At 57.4% G+C, this 21,462-nt stretch carries 21 protein-coding genes; 12 read left to right on the top strand and 9 right to left on the bottom strand.

Features of this window, described 5'->3' with window-relative positions:
• Positions 1 to 63 precede the first annotated feature (63 nt).
• Both mglA and mglC read left to right on the top strand, forming a co-directional pair.
• Positions 64 to 1,584: a galactose/methyl galactoside ABC transporter ATP-binding protein MglA gene (gene mglA / locus OSH03_RS07590; protein ID WP_266178726.1), complete on the top strand. Its 1,521-nt coding sequence runs from the start codon at positions 64 to 66 to the stop codon at positions 1,582 to 1,584.
• Between the two features lie 15 nt (positions 1,585 to 1,599).
• Complete coding sequence (gene mglC, locus OSH03_RS07595) at positions 1,600 to 2,610, top strand: galactose/methyl galactoside ABC transporter permease MglC (RefSeq protein WP_013097952.1); 1,011 nt, start codon at positions 1,600 to 1,602, stop codon at positions 2,608 to 2,610.
• A gap of 61 nt (positions 2,611 to 2,671) precedes the next feature.
• Here mglC and sanA read toward each other — a convergent pair whose 3' ends face one another.
• From sanA to OSH03_RS07615, 4 genes are all read right to left on the bottom strand, one after another.
• Entirely contained in the window at positions 2,672 to 3,385 is a 714-nt protein-coding gene (sanA, locus tag OSH03_RS07600) for an outer membrane permeability protein SanA (protein WP_266178727.1), read from the bottom strand.
• A 126-nt stretch (positions 3,386 to 3,511) separates the two neighbouring features.
• Positions 3,512 to 4,396: a cytidine deaminase gene (gene cdd / locus OSH03_RS07605; protein WP_266178728.1), complete on the bottom strand. Its 885-nt coding sequence runs from the start codon at positions 4,394 to 4,396 to the stop codon at positions 3,512 to 3,514.
• Positions 4,397 to 4,525: 129 nt separating this feature from the next.
• Entirely contained in the window at positions 4,526 to 5,221 is a 696-nt protein-coding gene (locus tag OSH03_RS07610; protein ID WP_041909023.1) for a CidB/LrgB family autolysis modulator, read from the bottom strand.
• Positions 5,218 to 5,613, bottom strand: a complete 396-nt coding sequence (locus OSH03_RS07615) for a CidA/LrgA family protein (protein WP_049008205.1) — start codon at positions 5,611 to 5,613, stop codon at positions 5,218 to 5,220. Before OSH03_RS07615 ends, OSH03_RS07610 begins: the two co-directional genes overlap by 4 nt.
• Before the next feature lie 167 nt (positions 5,614 to 5,780).
• Between OSH03_RS07615 and dusC the strand changes: the two genes are divergently transcribed.
• From dusC to OSH03_RS07630, 3 genes are all read left to right on the top strand, one after another.
• Positions 5,781 to 6,713 (top strand): tRNA dihydrouridine(16) synthase DusC, encoded by a 933-nt coding sequence (dusC, locus tag OSH03_RS07620; protein WP_266178729.1) that lies wholly within the window; start codon positions 5,781 to 5,783, stop codon positions 6,711 to 6,713.
• A 153-nt stretch (positions 6,714 to 6,866) separates the two neighbouring features.
• Positions 6,867 to 8,285, top strand: coding sequence for a multidrug resistance outer membrane protein MdtQ (gene mdtQ / locus OSH03_RS07625; RefSeq protein ID WP_266178730.1), 1,419 nt, complete (start codon positions 6,867 to 6,869; stop codon positions 8,283 to 8,285).
• 50 nt (positions 8,286 to 8,335) lie between these two features.
• Positions 8,336 to 9,100, top strand: a complete 765-nt coding sequence (locus OSH03_RS07630) for an SDR family oxidoreductase (RefSeq protein ID WP_080442002.1) — start codon at positions 8,336 to 8,338, stop codon at positions 9,098 to 9,100.
• A gap of 102 nt (positions 9,101 to 9,202) precedes the next feature.
• Here OSH03_RS07630 and OSH03_RS07635 read toward each other — a convergent pair whose 3' ends face one another.
• A complete protein-coding gene (locus OSH03_RS07635; protein ID WP_266178731.1) occupies positions 9,203 to 9,775 on the bottom strand; it encodes a DedA family protein in 573 nt (190 codons plus the stop codon).
• A 157-nt stretch (positions 9,776 to 9,932) separates the two neighbouring features.
• On the opposite strand from OSH03_RS07635, the gene OSH03_RS07640 reads away from it, so the two are divergent.
• Both OSH03_RS07640 and pbpG read left to right on the top strand, forming a co-directional pair.
• The gene (locus tag OSH03_RS07640; protein ID WP_061097628.1) at positions 9,933 to 10,520 is read left to right on the top strand and encodes a Yip1 family protein; all 588 of its coding nucleotides are present in this window, start codon (positions 9,933 to 9,935) and stop codon (positions 10,518 to 10,520) included.
• A 167-nt stretch (positions 10,521 to 10,687) separates the two neighbouring features.
• The gene (gene pbpG, locus OSH03_RS07645; protein WP_266178732.1) at positions 10,688 to 11,611 is read left to right on the top strand and encodes a D-alanyl-D-alanine endopeptidase; all 924 of its coding nucleotides are present in this window, start codon (positions 10,688 to 10,690) and stop codon (positions 11,609 to 11,611) included.
• A 96-nt stretch (positions 11,612 to 11,707) separates the two neighbouring features.
• Here the strand turns inward: pbpG and OSH03_RS07650 are convergent, their stop codons facing one another.
• Positions 11,708 to 12,262, bottom strand: coding sequence for a GNAT family N-acetyltransferase (locus OSH03_RS07650; protein WP_061097630.1), 555 nt, complete (start codon positions 12,260 to 12,262; stop codon positions 11,708 to 11,710).
• A gap of 112 nt (positions 12,263 to 12,374) precedes the next feature.
• Positions 12,375 to 14,123, bottom strand: a complete 1,749-nt coding sequence (gene dld, locus OSH03_RS07655; RefSeq protein ID WP_266178733.1) for a D-lactate dehydrogenase — start codon at positions 14,121 to 14,123, stop codon at positions 12,375 to 12,377.
• A gap of 189 nt (positions 14,124 to 14,312) precedes the next feature.
• On the opposite strand from dld, the gene bglX reads away from it, so the two are divergent.
• From bglX to OSH03_RS07680, 5 genes are all read left to right on the top strand, one after another.
• Complete coding sequence (gene bglX / locus OSH03_RS07660) at positions 14,313 to 16,610, top strand: beta-glucosidase BglX (protein ID WP_266178734.1); 2,298 nt, start codon at positions 14,313 to 14,315, stop codon at positions 16,608 to 16,610.
• A gap of 146 nt (positions 16,611 to 16,756) precedes the next feature.
• Positions 16,757 to 17,674 (top strand): glycine betaine ABC transporter substrate-binding protein OsmF, encoded by a 918-nt coding sequence (gene osmF, locus OSH03_RS07665; RefSeq protein WP_266178735.1) that lies wholly within the window; start codon positions 16,757 to 16,759, stop codon positions 17,672 to 17,674.
• A gap of 12 nt (positions 17,675 to 17,686) precedes the next feature.
• The gene (locus OSH03_RS07670; RefSeq protein WP_266178736.1) at positions 17,687 to 18,844 is read left to right on the top strand and encodes an ABC transporter permease; all 1,158 of its coding nucleotides are present in this window, start codon (positions 17,687 to 17,689) and stop codon (positions 18,842 to 18,844) included.
• Complete coding sequence (locus tag OSH03_RS07675) at positions 18,837 to 19,787, top strand: ABC transporter ATP-binding protein (RefSeq protein ID WP_266178737.1); 951 nt, start codon at positions 18,837 to 18,839, stop codon at positions 19,785 to 19,787. Before OSH03_RS07670 ends, OSH03_RS07675 begins: the two co-directional genes overlap by 8 nt.
• A complete protein-coding gene (locus OSH03_RS07680; protein ID WP_266178738.1) occupies positions 19,771 to 20,508 on the top strand; it encodes an ABC transporter permease in 738 nt (245 codons plus the stop codon). The genes OSH03_RS07675 and OSH03_RS07680 overlap by 17 nt, the downstream gene beginning before the upstream one ends.
• Here the strand turns inward: OSH03_RS07680 and OSH03_RS07685 are convergent.
• Complete coding sequence (locus OSH03_RS07685; RefSeq protein ID WP_008500895.1) at positions 20,483 to 20,596, bottom strand: protein YohO; 114 nt, start codon at positions 20,594 to 20,596, stop codon at positions 20,483 to 20,485. The genes OSH03_RS07680 and OSH03_RS07685 overlap by 26 nt on opposite strands.
• 69 nt (positions 20,597 to 20,665) lie before the next feature.
• Complete coding sequence (mlrA, locus tag OSH03_RS07690) at positions 20,666 to 21,406, bottom strand: HTH-type transcriptional regulator MlrA (protein ID WP_061097637.1); 741 nt, start codon at positions 21,404 to 21,406, stop codon at positions 20,666 to 20,668.
• Positions 21,407 to 21,462: the final 56 nt, after the last annotated feature.

A 21,462-nucleotide genomic window follows, 5' to 3' on the forward strand; every position in this document is an offset into this window, starting at 1 on the left:
TCACTGGGCGCAATTCGTTGCGCCCTTTTATAACGCGATATGCGAGGCCAACAAGGTATAATTATGGTCAGCACAACTACTCAGTCGTCCGGTGAATACTTGTTGGAAATGACAGGCGTCAATAAGTCATTCCCCGGTGTTAAGGCACTCGATAATGTTAATTTAAAAGTCCGTCCTCACTCTATTCATGCATTAATGGGGGAGAACGGTGCGGGTAAATCAACATTATTAAAATGTCTTTTTGGGATCTATCAAAAAGATTCTGGCAGCATTCTTTTTCAGGGGAAAGAGATCGATTTCCATTCAGCGAAAGAAGCGCTGGAAAACGGTATCTCGATGGTTCACCAGGAATTAAACCTGGTACTGCAACGCTCGGTAATGGATAACATGTGGTTGGGACGTTACCCAACCAAAGGTGTGTTTGTCGATCAGGATAAAATGTATCGCGACACCAAAGCGATTTTCGATGAGCTGGATATTGATATCGACCCGCGCGCCCGCGTAGGGACATTATCCGTTTCCCAGATGCAGATGATCGAAATTGCCAAAGCGTTCTCCTATGACGCGAAAATCGTCATCATGGACGAACCCACCTCGTCATTAACGGAAAAAGAGGTTAACCACCTTTTTACCATTATTCGTAAGCTGAAAGAGCGCGGCTGCGGCATTGTGTACATCTCGCACAAAATGGAAGAGATCTTCCAGCTGTGCGATGAAATTACCATCCTGCGCGACGGCCAGTGGATTGCCACGCAGCCGCTGGAAGGGCTGGACATGGACAAGATCATCGCCATGATGGTTGGCCGTTCCCTGAACCAGCGCTTCCCGGACAAAGAGAACAAGCCGGGCGAAGTGATCCTGGAAGTGCGCAATCTGACCTCGCTGCGCCAGCCGTCCATTCGCGATGTTTCTTTCGACCTTCACAAAGGCGAAATTCTTGGCATTGCTGGCCTGGTAGGGGCAAAGCGTACCGACATCGTGGAAACCCTGTTTGGCATTCGCGAGAAAGCCGAAGGTACCATCACGCTGCACGGGAAGAAAATTAACAACCATAATGCCAACGAAGCCATTAATAACGGTTTTGCGCTGGTGACGGAAGAACGTCGTTCGACCGGTATTTATGCTTATCTGGATATTAACTTTAACTCGTTAATCTCTAATATTCGTAACTACAAAAACAAAGTCGGGCTGCTGGATAATTCCCGCATGAAGAGTGACACCCAATGGGTAATTGACTCCATGCGCGTGAAAACGCCTGGCCACCGTACCCAAATTGGTTCGCTTTCCGGCGGTAACCAGCAGAAAGTTATTATTGGCCGTTGGTTATTAACCCAGCCAGAAATTCTGATGCTGGATGAACCGACCCGCGGTATTGACGTCGGCGCGAAGTTTGAAATTTATCAGCTGATTGCCGAGCTGGCGAAAAAGAATAAAGGGATCATTATTATTTCTTCCGAAATGCCGGAACTGTTAGGGATCACGGACCGTATTCTGGTTATGAGCAATGGTCTCGTTGCCGGTATTGTTGACACCAAAACGACAACGCAAAACGAAATTTTGCGTCTTGCGTCTTTGCACCTTTAAGATCAGGGGCTCCTCATGAGTGCGTTAAATAAAAAAAGTTTTCTCACTTACCTGAAAGAAGGCGGTATTTACGTTGTTCTTTTAGTCCTGCTGGCCATTATTATTTTCCAGGACCCTACGTTCTTAAGCCTGCTGAACCTGAGTAACATTCTGACCCAGTCCTCCGTGCGTATCATCATTGCGCTGGGCGTGGCGGGGCTTATCGTCACGCAGGGGACAGACCTTTCTGCCGGTCGTCAGGTCGGCCTGGCGGCGGTAATTGCGGCAACCCTGCTGCAGTCGATGGAAAACGCCAACAAGGTGTTCCCGGAAATGGCGACCATGCCGATTTTCGTGGTGATCCTGATTGTCTGCGCCATCGGGGCGGTGATCGGCCTGATCAACGGTATTATCATCGCTTACCTCAACGTGACGCCATTTATCACCACGCTGGGTACGATGATCATCGTTTACGGTATCAACTCCCTGTACTACGACTTTGTAGGCGCGTCGCCGATATCGGGCTTTGACAGCGGCTTCTCCACCTTTACGCAAGGGTTTATCGCGCTGGGCAGCTTCCGCCTGTCGTACATCACCTTCTATGCGCTGATTGCGGTGGCCTTCGTCTGGATCCTGTGGAACAAAACGCGCTTCGGTAAAAACATCTTCGCTATCGGCGGTAACCCGGAAGCGGCGAAAGTGTCCGGGGTAAACGTTGCCCTGAACCTGCTGATGATTTACGCGCTTTCCGGTGTGTTCTACGCCTTCGGCGGGATGCTGGAAGCAGGCCGTATCGGCTCCGCAACCAACAACCTTGGCTTCATGTACGAGCTGGATGCGATTGCGGCCTGCGTGGTCGGCGGCGTCTCCTTCAGCGGCGGCGTGGGTACCGTGCTCGGCGTGGTCACCGGTGTGATCATCTTTACCGTCATCAACTACGGTTTGACCTACATCGGCGTGAACCCGTACTGGCAGTACATCATCAAGGGCGCGATCATTATCTTCGCGGTGGCCCTGGATTCACTGAAGTACGCGCGTAAGAAATAAGCGCAACAATGAAAAAACCCGCGGCGATGCGGGTTTTTTTATGCCTGCCTCCACCGTTGGGTTACCGCTTTTTCTGCAACTCAAGCAGCTGCTCCGGCGTCACCGCCGGGTAACCCTGCGCGTCTTCCGGCACTTCATGCATCGCCGGGATCGGGACCAGAGGACCGAGGAAGCGCGGTTCACGTTTGAAAATGTAGAGATCTGCCAGGGCGCCAAAACGCGCACCAAACTCGCGCACGCGCACGCTCAGCATATCTTTTGGGGACGGTACGGCGTAGCACTGCGCCTGAATGCCCATATGTAGCGCAATAAACAGCGCGCGCTCGCAGTGGAAGCGCTGGGTGATGATGATGAAGTCGTTGGTGTCGAAGACTTTACGCGTGCGCACGATGGAGTCCAGGGTGCGGAAGCCCGCGTAGTCGAGCACGATATCGGCCGGATCGACGCCTGCGGCAATCAAATCTTTCCGCATCGTCACCGGTTCGTTATAGCTTTGCAGGGCATTATCGCCGCTCAGCAGCAGGTAGTTCACCTTGCCGCTGTTATAGGCGTTCAGCGCGCCCTGAATGCGGTAGCGGTAATACTGGTTGATCACCCCGGTGCGGTAATACTTGGCGGTGCCGAGCACCACGCCCACCTGGCGATAGGGCAGGTCCTGCAGGTCATCAAAGATGTAGGGGGCGGTTTTCCAGCTCATCCAGCGGTCAAGACCCAGCACGATAAACAGCAGTATGCCGACCAGGACAGACAGGCTGTAAAAAACGCGCTTTAACATGGAGATGGCTCGTTCGTGGATGAAATTTAACTCAGGCTACTTTACCCGCCTGGTTAGCGCAAGAAACAGCGACTCAACTGAGGGGTTTTTCAGCAACGTGGCGGACATTTCTGTCCGCCAGAAGGTTTACGCCAGCAGGACGCGGTCGATCGTCGTGCAGCCTAACGCCTTGAGCGTCGCGGCGGTGGCATCCCACTGAATCAGTGGCGCATCGGCTTTTTCTGCCAGAATGGCGCGCTGAATGTCCGGATAATCGTAGCCGTTCAGGCTCAGCAGGTTGAGCGCGCCCTGCAGCGGCGGCAGCGTTGGGTTAAACGCGGCGTTTTCCGCATAGCTGCCGGTAAAGATTCGGCCATCGCGGCACTGCAGCGCCACGCCGCTCGGCGATTTACTGTACGGCGTATGGCTCTTGTTCGCCGCGCGAATGGCCGCCTGGCTCAGGTCATCGCCGGACGGGGCGAAACCGTGATCCTGCTCGTCCATCAGCAGCGTTTTGATCTCAAGATCTTTCGGGCCGAAGGCGTCCGGCAGGTAATCCCCCAGCGTGTGCGGCGCGCGGCCCGGCAGGTTGATGCGCAGCTGCAGCCCGCTGTTCAGCTCGTTCATAAACTGACGGCAGTGGCCGCAGGGGGTATAGTTTACTGTGATGGCGCTCAGGGCTTTCTCACCGCGCAGCCAGGCGTGGCTGATGGCGCTCTGCTCGGCATGAACGGTCTGCTGCATGGTTGCGCCGAGGAACTCCATGTTCCCGCCGAAGTACCAGGTACCGCTGACGCCGCGGGCAATGGCGCCGACGTTGAAGTGGGAAAGATCGGCCCGGGCGCAGGCGGCAGCCAGGGGCAGCAGTGCGAAAGCCAGCGCGTCTTCATCCAGCCCCGTTGCCTGTTTCAGCACCGTGACCTGCTCCGCCGTCAGCAGGGCGGGGAAATGTGCATCTGCCAGAACGGGAGCCAGGGCTGACTGCAAATTCTCTGCAAGCTGAGCGAAGGCAGCTTGAAAACGTGGGTGCATGGCGTTTGCCTCATAAAGGTTAATGGATCGGTAGTTTACGGAGCCGTCAGGGCTTTATATGTGATCCACTTCTCATTATGTATGCAACTTATGAAATCAAAATGAAATTTGCGCGACGCATCGCAAATTTTAGCCCATCACCGCCAGAATCAGCGGAAAAATGAACGGGGCGAGCAGGGAGGTGATAATCCCGCAGATCACCAGCGCCAGCGAGCTAAACGCCCCTTCCTGATAGTCCAGCTCCGCACAGCGGGCGGTACCCAGCGCGTGCGAGGCGGTGCCCATCGACAGCCCGCGCGCCGCTTTGGTGTGAATACGCATCCCGTTCAGCAGGGTGTGGCCAAACACCGCGCCGAGAATACCGACGAAAATCACGCACATCGCGCTGATGGCCGGAATACCGCCGAGACTACCGCCCACTGCCATCGCGATAGGCGTGGTCACTGATTTAGGCAGGATAGAGGCGGCAATTTGCGGGGAGGCCCCCATCAGCAGCGCCACCGACGTGCCGGTGATCATCGCCACCAGGCTTCCCACAAAACAGATGGTAATGATGGACTTCCAGCGGGCGCGGATCTGGTGCAGCTGCTCATATAAAGGAAAGGCAAGCGCGACAACGGCAGGCTGCAGCAGGTCGTTTAAAATTTTGCTGCCCGCAAAATAGCGCTCATAAGGAATGCCGGTGAGCAGCAGGAAGGGAATAATCACCACCATCGCCACCAGCAGCGGGTTCAGCAAGGGCATTTTAAACCGTGCGGCAAGCTTGCGCGCGGCGAAGAATACCAGCAGGGTTAACGGCAGTGACCACCAGATATTAGCCATCATTTTTTTGTTTTCTCCCCGACCACTTTACGTTCGCCATGTACCAGATGAGAACTCCAGCTCACCACCAGGAAAACCACCAGCGTGCTGACCGCACAGGAAACGACAATCGGGCCGAACTGGGCCTTGAGCAAATCAAAATACTGCATGACTCCCACGCCGATAGGCACGAACAGCAGCGCCATGTAGCGGATAAGGACGAAGCAGCCAGGGTTGACCCACTTTGCAGGCAGAATTTGCAGCGCCAGTAAAACAAAGAGGATCAGCATACCGATAATGCTGCCGGGAATGGTGATAGGCAGCAGCGACGCGATGAAAATGCCGGCATACAGGCAGGCGTAAATCAGGACGAATGCGCGCAGATATTGCCAGATAATGTTCAATGATTTGCTCATGGTGAAAGTCCTTGATGAAACGCATTCATCATACAATTAAACCTGAAAATGTGCCACGGATCACATCATGAATTTTGAGCATACCAGACATTCCGGAATGGAACGTCGGGCTTTCCACACACAAACAGAGCAGATACTATAGCGCGTCTTTTTTCACAGGTACTGTTATGCGTGTTTTACTGGCCCCAATGGAAGGCGTGCTCGACTCTCTCGTGCGCGAGCTGCTTACCGAGGTGAACGATTACGATCTCTGCGTGACGGAGTTTTTGCGCGTGGTCGATATGCTGTTGCCGGTAAAATCCTTCTTCCGTCTGTGCCCCGAGCTGCACAACCAGAGCCGGACCTCTTCCGGCACGCTGGTGCGTATTCAGCTGCTCGGCCAGTACCCTGAATGGCTGGCGGAAAACGCCGCCCGCGCGGTTGAGCTGGGCTCTTACGGGGTGGATCTCAACTGCGGCTGTCCGTCGAAGCTGGTGAACGGCAGCGGCGGCGGGGCGACGTTGCTGAAAGATCCTGAGCTGATTTACCGCGGCGCGAAAGCCATGCGTGAGGCCGTGCCCTCGCATTTGCCGGTGACGGTTAAGGTGCGTCTGGGGTGGGACAGCGACGCCCGACAGTTTGAAATTGCCGATGCGGTGCAGCAGGCCGGGGCCACCGAGCTGGTGGTGCATGGCCGCACTAAAGAAGACGGCTACAAAGCCGAGCGCATTAACTGGCGGGCGATTGGTGAGATCCGCAAACGACTCGCTATTCCGGTGATCGCCAACGGTGAAATCTGGGATTACGAGAGCGCGCAGGCGTGCCTGAAAGCCACCGGCTGCGATGCGGTGATGATCGGCCGCGGCGCGCTGAACGTGCCGAACCTCAGCCGTGTAGTGAAATATAACGAACCGCGGATGCCGTGGGCAGACGTTGTCACGCTGCTGCAAAAATACAGCCGTCTGGAAAAGCAGGGCGATACCGGTTTGTATCATGTCGCGCGAATTAAACAGTGGCTGAGCTATTTACGCAAAGAGTACAGCGAAGCGCTGGGGTTATTTCAGGAGATCCGCACGCTGCAAACGTCGGCTGATATTGCGCGGGTTATACAGTCAAAATAATTAGTATTTATATTTAAATATAAATAATTCACTCGGTGAATATTTTGCCGAGTATGTAAGTGTATGACAATTTGCGGATTGCCACGCGTTACTAAAAAATGGAATGCCATCAAGCGTAAGTTGCGCCTTTATTTTTTCTGAGTGCATGGCGTAATGAAACGTTTTCTTATTTTATCTCTGAGTGCTCCCCTTGTTTTTATGCTGGCTGCCTGCGCACCGGAACATTCCACGGTGTCGCCAATTAAAGTGCAAACGACAGCCGCTTCCGTTAATACCCAACTTCGTCATGCGGACTGGCCGAAAAATGAATGGTGGAAAGAATATAACGACCCGCAGTTAAATTCGCTGATCGCGAAGGCAATAGCGGATGCCCCCGATATGCAAATTGCCCGGCAGCGCATTACGCTTGCCGAAGCGCAGGCGAAGGCCGCTATCGCTGCCGATGGCCCTCAAATGGATTTTTCTGCGGATGTTGAACGGCAAAAAATGTCGGCAGAGGGGCTGATGGGGCCATTTGCCCTGACCGACCCGGCGGCGGGCACCACCGGCCCATGGTTTACCAACGGCACCTTTGGCCTGACGGCAGGCTGGGATCTCGATCTGTGGGGGAAAAATCGCGCCCGGATTGCAGCGCGTATCGGTAAGGTGAATGCGCAAAAAGCGGAGCTGGAGCAGACCCGCCAGCTGCTTTCAACCAGCGTTGCGCGCCTTTACTGGGCGTGGCAGACCCAGGCCGAAGCAGGGGATGTCCTTACCCGGATTAAACAGGAACAGGAAAATATTATCGACGCCGATCGCGAACTGTATCAGCACGGTATTACCTCCTCGGTAGAGGGCGTCGAAACCGATATCCACGCCAGCAAGACTGATGAACAGCTGGCTGACGTAAAGGGCAAAATGAAGGCCATTGAAGCGCGTCTGGAGGCGCTGACCGGCACCCCGACAGCACATCTTACGCGCCACCCGTTGCCTGCAGCAGAAGCCTCGTTACCCGCAACGCTGGGATATGAACTGCTGGCTCGCCGACCGGATCTGCAGGAAGCGCACTGGTATATCGAAGCCTCCATGAGCGAGGTGGAGGCCGCCAGAGCGGCGTTCTATCCTGACGTGAACCTGATGGCGTTCTTACAGCAGGATGCCCTGCACCTGAGCGATCTGTTCCGCTCTTCAGCCCAGCAGATGGGCGTGACCGCCGGACTGACGCTGCCGATCTTCGACAGCGGCAGGCTGAACGCTAATCTGGATATCGCCCAGGCGCAGAATAATCTCTCGGTCGCGAACTACAACAAAGCGGTGGTGGAGGCGGTCAATCAGGTGGCGCGTACGGCAAGTGAAGTTGAAACCCTGACGGCAAAAAATCGTCACCAGCAGCAGGTTGAAAAAGACGCGGCGCGCGTGGTGGCGCTGGCGCAGGCGCGTTTTAGCGCAGGTATCATTGCAGGTTCGCGGGTCAGCGAAGCCAGAATACCGGCGCTTGAAGAACGTCTTGAAGGCGTGATGCTGAAAGGCCAGTATCTCGACGCCACGCTGCAGCTGACTTCAGCGCTGGGCGGCGGCTATCGTCATGGCTAAAAAGGGCCATTATCTATACTTACCTCTTTGCAGTTTTTCAGGAGGTGAGTATGACCAGAGTAGCGATTGTAACCGCATCGGATTCCGGGATTGGTAAAACCACGGCGCTGATGCTGGCAGAGCGCGGGTTTGATATTGGCGTCACCTGGCACTCGGATGAAAAAGGGGCGCTGGAAACCTGCCGTGAAGTTGAAGCGCGTGGGCAGCGCGCAGAGGCTATCCATCTTGATTTAAGCACGCTCCCGGACGGCGCTGAAGCTATTGAAACGCTGATTGCGCGCTTCGGCCGGCTGGACGTGCTGGTTAACAATGCCGGAGCGATGACCAAAGCGCCATTCCTTGAGATGGCGTTTGACGACTGGCGGAACATCTTTACCGTCGACGTGGACGGCGCGTTTCTCTGCTCGCAGATTGCGGCACGACAGATGGTGAAGCAGGGGGAAGGGGGGCGGATTGTGAACATCACTTCAGTGCATGAGCACACGCCGCTGCCTGATGCCAGCGCCTATACTGCGGCGAAACATGCGCTCGGCGGCTTAACCAAATCGATGGCGATGGAGCTGGTGAAGCATAAGATTCTGGTGAATGCCGTCGCGCCGGGGGCCATTGCCACGCCGATGAACGATATGGACGACAGCGAAGTGAAGGAAGGGTCAATGCCGGAAATCCCGCTGGCAAGGCCGGGCCACACCAAAGAAATCGCCAGCCTGGTGGCGTGGCTGTGTGACAGCGACGCCAGCTATACCACAGGGCAATCGTTTATCGTCGACGGCGGCTTTATGCTGGCGAATCCGCAGTTTAAGCCGGAGGGGTAAGTGTTTTACCCCTCACCCCGGCCCTCTCCCCAAAGGGGAGAGGGTGTATCTAGTTCCCTCTCCCTCAGGGAGAGGGTTAGGGTGAGGGGTAGTAGACCGCACTCATTCCTCATCCCGCTTCTTCTCTCTGTGCCGCATCCACAGCCTGACCCCGACCACCGCCACAACCACCAGAATCAACCACGCCCAGTGCTTCAGGTGCTGGTCAAGATTATGCAGCCACGGGCCAATCACCTCGCCGCCCACGTAACCGAGCGTCGTGAAGATCAGCGCCCAGGCTATCGCGCCAAGAATATTCAGCGGCAGGAAAATTTTCGGAGGCAGTCGACTGGCACCAATCAGTATCGGCCCGATAATTCTGAAGCCGTACATAAAGCGGGTGCCAATCACGAACAGGTAAGGGTGACGCTGGATCAGGCGCTGCGCGCGGTTGATTTTCTTTTTGTGTTTAGCGAAACGCTTGAGTAGCGTCGGGCCAAAGCGCAGCCCCAGGAAGTAGAGCAGTTGATCGCCAATCATGCCGCCCAGCGCGACCGCAGCGACGACCAGCGGAAATTTCAGTAAGCCCTGATGCGCGGCGACGCCGCCCAACAGCGTGATGGTTTCACCTTCCGCCACGCTGCCGATGACCAGCGCGGCATATCCATATTGTTCAATGAGTGCGTTAATATCCATTACGTAACGGTTATCTCCCTCTGGGTACCTCGTTTAATCATATACCTCATGAATCAACCGCGCGGCAATCAACGGAAATTTCCCACTGTACATAAAATAATCTAAAGCCTGCATTATACTTAAGGTATCGCTGACGAGCCGACAACAAGGGGGCGCTATGAACCATGTCTGGGGACTTTTCTCCCATCCCGATCGTGAAATGCATGTCATCAAAAGTGAGAACGAAACGGTCTCGCATCATTACACCCACCATGTGCTGCTGATGGCCGCGGTGCCGGTAATATGCGCGTTTATTGGCACAACACAAATCGGCTGGAACTTCGGCGACGGTACCGTGGTTCAGCTCTCATGGTTTACCGGGCTTTATCTGGCCGTTCTCTTCTATGGCCTGATGCTGGCAGGGGTGGCGGTCATGGGGCGCGTCATTCACTGGATGGCGCGTAACTACCCACAGCGCCCATCGCTGGCACACTGTATGGTCTTCGCCGGATACGTCGCGACCCCGCTGTTCTTAAGCGGTATTGTTGCGCTTTATCCACTGGTCTGGCTGTGCGCGCTGATCGGTACTGTTGCGCTCTTTTATACCGGTTATCTGCTGTATCTGGGCGTTCCTACCTTCCTCAATATCAATAAAGAAGAGGGCCTGAGCTTCTCCGGATCCACGCTTGCCATCGGGGTGCTGGTACTGGAGGTGTTACTGGCACTGACGGTTATTCTTTGGGGTTATGGATACCGTCTCTTCTAAGCTCACTGCATTGCTGGCGTAAATGCCAGCAATGCAGCATCTGTTCACGATTATCCGCTGGCGACAAAGCACGGTGACCGCTATGATGCCGAAGCCAGCCTGTGTTTATCCGTTGACACAGGCGGTGTACGTCATTACGTGCGTGAATAATTATCAGAAGTCTCACCATGCTGAAATTTCGAGTCTCTTTACTTAGCCTGGCTATGCTGCTGGGCGCGTCCGCTGCCGTGCCAGCCGTCGCCAAAACGCCCGCGGTGACCACCGCTGCTGCCCAGCCGCAAATTGCGTCCGGCAGCGCGATGATTGTTGATCTCAACACCAATAAGGTGATTTACGCCAGCCACCCGGACCTGGTGCGCCCGATCGCCTCCATAACCAAATTAATGACCGCGATGGTGGTGCTTGATGCTCGCCTGCCGCTGGACGAAAAGCTGAAAGTGGATATCAGCCACACGCCGGAGATGAAAGGGATCTACTCTCGCGTGCGCCTGAACAGTGAAATCAGCCGTAAAAATATGCTGCTGCTGGCGCTGATGTCGTCTGAAAACCGCGCGGCGGCAAGCCTGGCGCACCACTACCCTGGCGGTTACGATGCCTTTATCCGCGCGATGAACGCCAAAGCCAAAGCGCTGGGGATGAGCAATACTCATTTTGTTGAACCGACGGGTCTGTCGATTAACAACGTCTCCACGGCTCGCGATCTGACGAAACTGCTGATTGCCAGCAAGCAGTACCCGCTGCTCGGCCAGCTCAGCACCACCCGTGAAGACATGGCGACATTCTCGAATCCGTCGTACACGCTGCCGTTCCGCAACACAAACCATCTGGTGTACCGCGAGAACTGGAATATTCAGTTAACCAAAACCGGGTTTACCAATGCGGCAGGCCACTGCCTGGTGATGCGCACCGTGTTTAACGGCAAGCCGGTGGCGCTGGTGGTGATGGATGCCTTCGGGAAATATACCCACTTCGCGGATGCGAGCCGCCTGCGGACCTGGATTGAGACCGGGAAAGTGCAGCCCGTTCCGGCCGCGGCATTGACCTATAAAAAGCAGAAAGCGGAGCAGATGGCGACGGCGCAGAACGATTAGGTAAAAGCAAAACGGTAACGCATGTTACCGTTTTTTATGTTTTCTCTCTCTCCCATAGGGAGAGGGCCGGGGTGAGGGAACCAGACCGCACTGCATTTATTCCGGCAGCGTCCAGTCCCCGTCGTTGAGCGGGCGCTGCATAATCACCGTATCCCGCCAGTCGCCTTTCTTATATCCCACGCTGCGAAGCTGACCGACAATCTCGAAGCCGTGCTTTTTATGCAGCCGTAACGAGCCGGCATTATTATTGCCATCTCCCACAACGGCAATCATCTGCCGCCACGGGCCCTGCTCGCAGCGTGCGATCAGCGCGCTTAGCAACGTTGAGCCAAAACCGCGTCCGGTGATGCTGGCATCGACGTAAATCGACTCTTCCAGAGTATAGCGATAGGCCTGTCGCGGTCGGTAAGGGGTGGCGTAGCAGTAGCCCACGACGATGCCGCGATAGAGCGCGATTAGCCACGGTAAACCGTTCTCGGCCACGCTTTTCATGCGCTGACGCATTTCGTCGATGGTGGGGGGGACTTCTTCGAATGACGCGCGCCCGTGAAGCACATGCCAGGCATAGATGGCGGCGATGGCATGCACATCATCGGGAAGGGCGTCGCGCACTTCCAGTTCGGTTTCGGATAAAACATCAACAGCCGACATGACGTGCCTGCTCCTCGTTAGCGAATGCCGGAGAAACGTTTCTCCGGCGACAGACCGCTACTCTATTACGATTAAGGCGCGCTAAACAATCTCTCAAATTTGGCTGTAGGGTTTAATCAGACGCTTGCGTGATGGGCTGCTCCACGTCCGCACTTTCTTGCCAGTATTTCTTCCGCGTTGTTTTCCCTATGCCGGGGTTCATGCTGTTTGTAGGGTCATTCTCGCGATAAAACTGCTTAAGAGCGTCAGGAGCTTTATAAAGATGCCCGACGTTGTGTTCCGCAGGATATTGTGCGCCGCGCTCGCGCAGCAGGGCGAGCATCTGCTCCTTCAGTTCGTGAGCATCTACCCCTTTTTTGACGATGTAGTCCTGATGGAAGACGTAGCACATAAAGTGGCCGTAGTAGAGCTTATGCACCAGCTTGCTGTCGATTTCCGGCGGCAGGTGCTCAAACCATTCGGTGTCGTTGCGTCGCAGGGCGATATCCAGCGCCAGAATATCCTCCACCTCTTCGGAGTGCACCGCCTGGTAACGGATAGCGGCACCCGCTGCGGCGAAGCGGTGCAGGAAGGCTTTGCTGCCTTCTTCCGGCGTGCAGGCAAAGAAATCACCCTCAGCCGTTTTGAAGAACTCGGTCAGCCAGCTCTGCGCTTCGGCGATCCCGTCCCCGGCCATTTTCAGCAGCAGGTGATGTTCGTACCTATCGCGCCAGGTTTTCATTCGCTCCGGCAGATGCGCCGGGAAAACGTTGCCCAGCTTCTGCATAAAGCGGTCGGTAAAGTGGGGCTTGAACAGCGGTACTTTCTCCAGCATCGCGTCGGTGCGGCCCTTCATGGTGAAGAAGAACGGCATTTTGTCGGTGCCGAGCTTGTCGATCATCAGGAAGGTGTCTTTCCCGTAGCGCTCCGCGATGTCGTAAATATCCCGATGCATGTACTCGCCCGCCACCGGCAGGTGGGTGAATTCGCCGAGAATATGGCGTCGAATTTCGGTCAGAACCTCAGGCTGATTGGTGCCGATGTAAAATACCTGCTGCTTTTTCTCCGCCGGGAAGGTGTCGAGGCGCACCGCAAAAACGGCCAGCTTGCCCGCGCAGCCGGAAGATTCAAACAGGCGATCCGGGTCGGCGTTGTAGCGCGCCGGGGTATCGGCCTCGATATCGCGCACGCGGGTGATGTAATCATGGTCATGGGCGTGGCGACCGTCGTGCTGCACGTCTTCGTCCCGCACGCGGTCGTCGTCGAGCTTGCTGAGGATCTGTTCCGGCGTTACGCCCAGATCGATGCCCAGGTGGTTCACCAGCGTCAGCTTGCCGTTTTCGTCGATACGGGCAAACAGCGACATTTCGGTGTAGGCCGGGCCGCGCTGTACCAGCGAGCCGCCGGAGTTATTGCAGATCCCACCGACCACCGAGGCGCCAATGCAGGAGGAGCCGATCACCGAGTGCGGCTCGCGGCCCAGCGGCTTAAGCGCTTTTTCCAGCGAGTAGAGCGTGGTGCCCGGGAACGCGAGCACCTGCTCGCCTTTGTCCAGCAGGTGCAGCTTGTCGAGGCGCAGGGTACTGATAATCACGATGTCACGATCGTAATCATTGCCGTTCGGCGTGGAGCCTTCGGTCAGGCCGGTGTTGGCCGCCTGCATTAAAATAATCTTGTCGGCGGCAACGCAGGCGCTCAGCACGCGCCACAGCTCCAGCAGCGTGCCGGGGAAGACCACCGCCAGCGCGTCGCCCTGGCCGGAGCGGAAACCCTTACGGTAGCGGGCGGTTTTGGCCGGGTCGGTAAGCAGGTGAGAGGAGCCAACCAGGCGCGACAGTTCGTTAATAAAAGTATTGTTATCGTCAGTTCGAACAGAAGTCATCTTCCACTCCTTGTGGTGGGGCAAATTTCTCGCTGTAAAGCATAGCGCGATTAACTGTTCAGCGGTCGAGTATTCATGAGAAAAATCAGAGAATAACCCTGCAACGTTCAGAGGGTTTGTGGCACACTGCGCTTTTCGCACGGTCTGGCCGGGTGCTTCCCACGGTTATTGATGAGAGAGAATAACAACATGAAATGGCTATGTTCTGTAGGTGTCGCCGTCAGCCTGGCGCTGCAACCTGCGCTGGCAGAGGATTTGTTTGGTAATCACCCGCTCACGCCTGAAGCCCGCGACGCGTTCGTCACGGAGTTGCTTAAGAAGATGACGGTCGATGAAAAAATCGGCCAGCTGCGTCTGATCAGCGTCGGCCCGGATAACCCGAAAGAGGCCATCCGCGAGATGATCAAAGAGAACCAGGTGGGCGCAATTTTTAACACCGTCACCCGCCAGGATATCCGCGCCATGCAGGATCAGGTGATGCAGCTCAGCCGCCTGAAAATCCCGCTGTTCTTCGCCTATGACGTGGTGCACGGCCAGCGTACCGTCTTCCCAATCAGCCTCGGCCTGGCCTCCTCGTTTAACCTCGACGCGGTGAAAACCGTCGGGCGCGTGTCGGCCTATGAAGCGGCGGACGACGGCCTGAACATGACCTGGGCGCCGATGGTGGACGTCTCGCGCGATCCGCGCTGGGGCCGCGCCTCGGAAGGCTTCGGTGAAGATACCTTTTTAACCGCCACGATGGGCAAAACCATGGTGGAAGCGATGCAGGGTAAGAGCCCGGCGGACCGCTACTCGGTGATGACCAGCGTTAAGCATTTCGCGGCCTATGGTGCCGTTGAGGGCGGTAAAGAGTACAACACCGTCGACATGAGCCCGCAGCGCCTGTTTAACGACTACATGCCGCCGTACAAGGCAGGGCTGGACGCGGGCAGCGGCGCGGTGATGGTGGCGCTGAACTCGCTGAACGGCACGCCTGCGACCTCCGATTCCTGGCTGCTGAAAGACGTCCTGCGTGACCAGTGGGGCTTTAAGGGCATCACCGTTTCCGACCACGGCGCGATTAAAGAGCTGATCAAACACGGCACGGCGTCCGATCCTGAAGACGCGGTGCGCGTGGCGCTCAAGTCCGGCATCAACATGAGCATGAGCGACGAGTACTACAGCAAATACCTGCCGGGGCTGGTGAAGAGCGGCAAGGTAACGATGGCGGAGCTGGACGATGCCGCGCGCCACGTGCTGAACGTGAAATATGACATGGGGCTGTTTAACGATCCTTACAGCCACCTGGGGCCGAAAGACTCTGACCCGGCGGACACCAACGCCGAAAGCCGCCTGCACCGCAAAGAGGCGCGTGAAGTGGCGCGCGAAAGCCTGGTGCTGCTGAAGAACCGCCTCGACACGCTGCCGCTGAAAAAATCCGGCACCATTGCTGTAGTCGGCCCGCTGGCTGACAGCAAGCGCGACGTGATGGGGAGCTGGTCTGCTGCGGGCGTGGCCGATCAGTCCGTCACCGTCCTGACCGGCATCAAGAGCGCCGTCGGTGAAAATGCCAAAGTGGTGTACGCCAAAGGGGCGAACGTCACCGACGACAAAGACATCGTCACGTTCCTCAACCAGTACGAGGAAGCGGTGAAGGTCGATCCGCGCACGCCGAAGGAGATGATCGACGAAGCGGTCAACGCGGCGAAGCAGTCTGACGTCGTTGTCGCGGTCGTAGGTGAAGCGCAGGGTATGGCGCACGAAGCCTCCAGCCGTACCGACATCACCATCCCGCAGAGCCAGCGCGATCTGATCGCCGCCCTGAAAGCGACCGGCAAGCCGCTGGTGCTGGTGCTGATGAACGGCCGTCCGCTGGCGCTGGTGAAAGAGGACCAGCAGGCTGACGCCATTCTGGAAACCTGGTTCGCCGGTACCGAAGGCGGTAACGCCATCGCCGACGTATTGTTTGGTGATTACAACCCGTCTGGCAAGCTGCCGATGTCCTTCCCGCGCTCCGTCGGGCAGATCCCGGTTTACTATAGCCACCTGAACACCGGCCGCCCGTACAATGCCGACAAGCCGAACAAGTACACGTCTCGTTACTTCGACGAAGCTAACGGCCCTCTGTATCCGTTTGGTTACGGCCTGAGCTACACCACCTTCAAGGTCTCTGAGGTGAAAATGTCGGCGCCGAGCCTGAAGCGTGACGGCAAGGTCACCGCCAGCGTCGAGGTGACCAACACCGGCAAGCGCGAAGGGGCAACGGTGATTCAGATGTACGTGCAGGATGTGACTGCCTCGATGAGCCGCCCTGTGAAGCAGCTGCGCGGCTTTGAGAAGGTCAACCTTAAGCCTGGCGAAACCAAAACCATCAGCTTCCCGATTGACGTGGATGCGCTGAAGTTCTGGAACCAGCAGATGAAATATGATGCGGAACCGGGCAAGTTTAACGTCTTTATCGGGGTGGATTCCGCCCGCGTGAATAAAGGCGAGTTCGAGCTGCTGTAACCCTTCCCTCCTTTGCATCCCCCGATTTCCGGGGGATGCGTCTTACCTTATGCTAAAAAGGCATTTTGCCGGGTAAATCCGCCGTTTTAAGCTACGCTTTTCTCTCAAGCCTCTGAAAAAGGCAGCAAAAAAATGAGGATAGTGGAATGACGATTAAATCGGGGATGGCAGTTTCTGCGGCGCTATTCGCGGCGCTAAGCCTGCCGCTACAGGCGGCGGAGCCGGTAAAAGTGGGCTCAAAGATCGATACCGAGGGCGCGCTGCTCGGGAATATTATTCTCCAGGTGCTGGAAAGCCACGGCGTGAAAACCGTCAATAAAGTTCAGCTGGGCACCACGCCCGTCGTGCGCGGCGCGATTACCTCCGGCGAGCTGGATATCTACCCGGAATACACCGGCAACGGCGCGTTCTTCTTTAAAGAAGAGAACGATCCGGCATGGAAAAACGCCAAAGCTGGCTATGAAAAAGTCAAAAAGCTCGACGCGGAACAGAACAAGCTGGTCTGGCTGACACCGGCCCCGGCCAACAATACCTGGACTATCGCCGTGCGTAAGGACGTGGCGGAGAAAGGGAAGCTTACCTCGCTTGCGGATCTTAGCCGCTACCTGAAAGAGAAGGGCGACTTCAAGCTCGCGGCATCCGCGGAGTTTATCGAGCGCCCTGATGCGCTCCCGGCGTTTGAAAAAGCGTACGACTTCAAGCTCGACCAGGCGCAGCTGCTCTCGCTGGCGGGCGGTGATACGGCGGTAACCATCAAGGCGGCGGCGCAGCAAACCTCCGGCGTTAACGCGGCGATGGCCTACGGCACCGACGGCCCGGTCGCGGCGCTGGGCCTGCAAACCCTGACCGATCCAAAAGGCGTTCAGCCGATTTACGCTCCAACCCCGGTGGTGCGTGAGGCGGTGCTGAAAGCCTACCCGGATATTGCGCAATGGCTCAAGCCGGTCTTCGAAAAGCTGGATGAAAAAACGCTGCAACAGCTGAATGCCAGCATTGCCGTCGAGGGACTGGATGCCAAAAAAGTGGCCGCCGACTTCCTGAAACAACAAGGGCTTGTGAAGTAACGGGAAAGGGCTGTGCCAATAAAATGTCATAACCGCGTACTGCTGCTGCTGGCCTGCGTGGCCATCGCGGCAGTCGCGTTACCGTTTGTGAACGTCGCGCCTAACCGCCTGATGTCAGGGGAAGGGCGCGCGCTCTGGGACGTATGGCCGTTCACGCCGTGGTGGCTGGCGGCTGCGCTGGCCGCGTGGGTTGCGCTATCGTTCTGGCAAGGACGAGCGGCGCAGTGGCTGACGCTGCTGCTCTCGGAAGTTCTCTTTATCGCGCTGTTCTGGAGCGCGGGGCTGGCGGCAACGCATATGGCCTCGGCGGAAAGCCCGCTGGCGCGAACCACGCCAGGCAGCGGCCTGTGGCTCTGGCTGGCGCTGTGTTTGCTGGCGAGCAGCGATGCGATTCGTCGCCTCATCGCCAGCTCTGTCTGGCGCTGGGTGCTCAATGCGCAGATATGGTGTATTCCGCTGCTGTTATTGTTCAGCGGTGAACTGAACAACTTCTCGCTGTTAAAAGAGTACGCCAACCGTCAGGAGGTGTTTGATGATGCCCTGGCACAGCATCTGACGATCCTTTTCGGCACGCTGATCCCGGCGCTGCTGGTCGGGATACCGCTCGGCATGTGGTGTTATCGTCATCCCTCACGTCAGGGTAGCATCTTTGCCGTGCTCAACGTCATCCAGACCATTCCCTCCGTTGCGCTGTTTGGCCTGCTGATTGCCCCCCTGGCCGGGCTGGTGAAGTCGTTTCCCGCGCTGGGCGCGGTGGGTATCGCCGGAACGGGGTTAACGCCCGCGCTGATTGCGCTGGTACTGTACGCGCTGCTCCCGCTGGTGCGCGGCGTGGTCGCGGGCTTAAGCCAGGTTGCCCCGGATGTGCTGGAAAGCGCCCATGCGATGGGGATGAGCGCGCGACAGTGTTTCTGGAAGATACAGCTCCCGCTGGCGCTGCCCCTTCTGCTGCGTAGCCTGCGGGTGGTGGCGGTTCAGACCGTTGGCATGGCGGTGATTGCCGCGCTGATTGGCGCGGGCGGCTTTGGCGCGCTGGTGTTCCAGGGGCTGCTGAGCAGCGCCCTCGATCTGGTGTTGTTAGGCGTGGTTCCCACCATTGCGCTGGCGGTTGTCGTCGACGCGCTGTTTGCCTTATGGCTCGCGCTGCTCAGGAGAAGAGCCAATGATTGAATTTCACGATGTCAGTAAAACCTTTGCCGGCCGCCCGGCGGCGAGCCACCTGAACCTGAACTTTGCCGAGGGGGCGTTTTCCGTGCTGATTGGCACGTCGGGCTCGGGGAAATCCACCACGCTGAAGATGATCAACCGGCTGGTTGAGCATGACAGCGGGTTAATTCGCTTTGCCGGGGAAGAGATCCGCAGCCTGCCGGTGCTGGAGCTGCGCCGCCGGATGGGCTATGCCATTCAGTCTATCGGCCTGTTTCCGCACTGGACGGTGGCGCAGAACATCGCCACCGTGCTGCAGCTGGAGAAATGGCCGCGGGCTAAAATCGCTGACCGCGTTGATGAACTGATGTCTCTGCTGGGGCTGGAGCCCGCGCTGCGCGACCGCTATCCGCACCAGCTCTCCGGTGGGCAGCAGCAGCGCGTGGGCGTGGCGCGCGCGCTGGCGGCTAACCCGCAGGTGCTGCTGATGGATGAACCCTTTGGCGCGCTGGATCCGGTTACGCGCGGGGCGCTGCAGGCGGAGATGACCCGGATTCACCGCATTCTTGGTCGAACCATCGTCCTCGTGACGCACGATATAGATGAGGCCCTGCGCCTGGCCGACCATCTGGTGCTGATGGACCACGGCGAGGTGGTGCAGCAGGGCGCGCCGCTTGCGCTGCTGACCAGCCCGAAGAATGACTTTGTGCGCGAGTTTTTTGGCCGCAGCGAGCTGGGCGTCAGGCTGCTCTCCCTGCGGACGGTCGGGGACTATATGCGCCGGGAGAATGCACCGCCCGACGGGGAGCCGCTACAGGAACAGATGAGCCTGCGGGATGCCCTCTCCGCGTTTGTCGCGCGCCGGTGCGAAGTTCTGCCCGTGGCGGATGTCCAGGGCGCGCCGTGCGGCAGCCTGCATTTTCGCGATCTGCTTGCCGGGGAGGTGACGCGTGAAGGCACTGCGTGATCCGCTCCTCTGGCTGGTAGCGCTCTTTGTCGCCTTACTGTTTCTGATGCCTCACAGCGCGGCGCTGTTTAACACCCTTTTCCCGGGGCTACCGCGGCCGGTGTATCAGCAGGAGAGCTTTATCAACCTCGCCCTGGCGCATCTCTGGCTGGTGGCGCTATCAAGCGTCATCGCAGTGGTGCTGGGAACAGGCGCGGGCATCGCGGTCACGCGACCTGCGGGCCGGGAGTTTCGTCCGCTGGTGGAGACGGTTGCGGCCATTGGGCAGACGTTTCCGCCGGTGGCGGTGCTGGCGATAGCGGTGCCGGTGATGGGTTTTGGCCAGCAGCCAGCGATAATTGCGCTGATTTTATACGGCGTGCTGCCCGTTCTGCAGGGCACGCTGGCGGGCATTGCGGCGGTCCCGGCGTCTGTTTTAAGCGTGGCGGAAGGGATGGGAATGAGCCGCTGGCAGCGGCTGCGCAAGGTAGAGCTGCCGCTTGCGGCGCCGGTTATTATTGCCGGGATCCGTACGTCGGTGATTATTAACATCGGGACGGCGACCATTGCGTCTACGGTCGGTGCCAATACGCTGGGAACGCCGATCATCATCGGCTTAAGCGGGTTTAATACGGCTTATATTGTGCAGGGCGCGGTGCTGGTCGCGCTGGCGGCCATCGTCGTCGATCGCCTTTTTGAGCGGCTGGCGCTGTACCTCAGCCGACACCGCCACGAACGATAAACGAGTACCCGGCCAGCATCACGCCGCCGATACCGCTTACGGCCATCAGGACAAAAAGGGTAATAATGGCGAGTTTGGTTGCCTTCATCATGTGCTCCTGTTGTTAACGGAACAATTATACGGTGAAGCGCAGCTGTTAATGAACCATTAAATGCCGTTATGGCTCATCCGGGCCAAGGGAATAAACCGGATAACCATGCTCACGCCACTCCGTCAGCAGCTGTTGCTGCGTGGCGGACGGCACTTCGCCACACCAGACCAGCAGGGTCTGGCCGTCGAAAAGCTCGGGTTTGAGCTGCCCCAGCGAGTGCGCAAGGACATCCACGCGCCAGCCCTTTTGGGTGGCGATCCACGCTTCCAGCCACAGACGGGTGGTATCGTGCACGTTCCAGCCGACCACCAGCGCATCTTTTCCGGCCTTGTTCTTCGCCGAGGCAAGGCAGACGGCAATATAATTTATCAGCACCCCGTCAAGCATGCTGAGCAGCGCCTGCAGGGTAGACTGCTGGCACTGCAGGCGTCGACGGAGCGGAATGAAAAGATGGGTGATGAGCGTTTTCGCCGGATAATCGCGACCCTGCTCCTTGATCCAGGCGCGCAGTCGCTGCAGATTACCCGCCTGAAGGAGCCGCAGCAGCGTTTCCTGCTGTTCACGCCAGAGGTTTTGCGTGTCCGGGTCGTCGTGGCTCAGCAGGGACTTCACTTTGCCGACCTGCACCCCGTTGTCGATCCAGCTTTTGATTTCGCGGATCCGGTCGATATCGGCATCGTTGAAAAGACGATGACCCCCGTCCGTTCTCTGCGGTTTGAGCAATCCATACCGCCGCTGCCACGCCCGTAGGGTAACGGGATTGATATCACAAAGGAGTGCTACTTCACCGATTGTGTAAAGCGCCATATTTGCCCCCTGGCTTACGCGTCCCCAGCTTAACTGTAGACCCACTTTGCCGAACC

The sequence above is a fragment of the Enterobacter nematophilus genome, assembly GCF_026344075.1.
Taxonomy (GTDB): Bacteria; Pseudomonadota; Gammaproteobacteria; order Enterobacterales; family Enterobacteriaceae; genus Enterobacter; species Enterobacter nematophilus.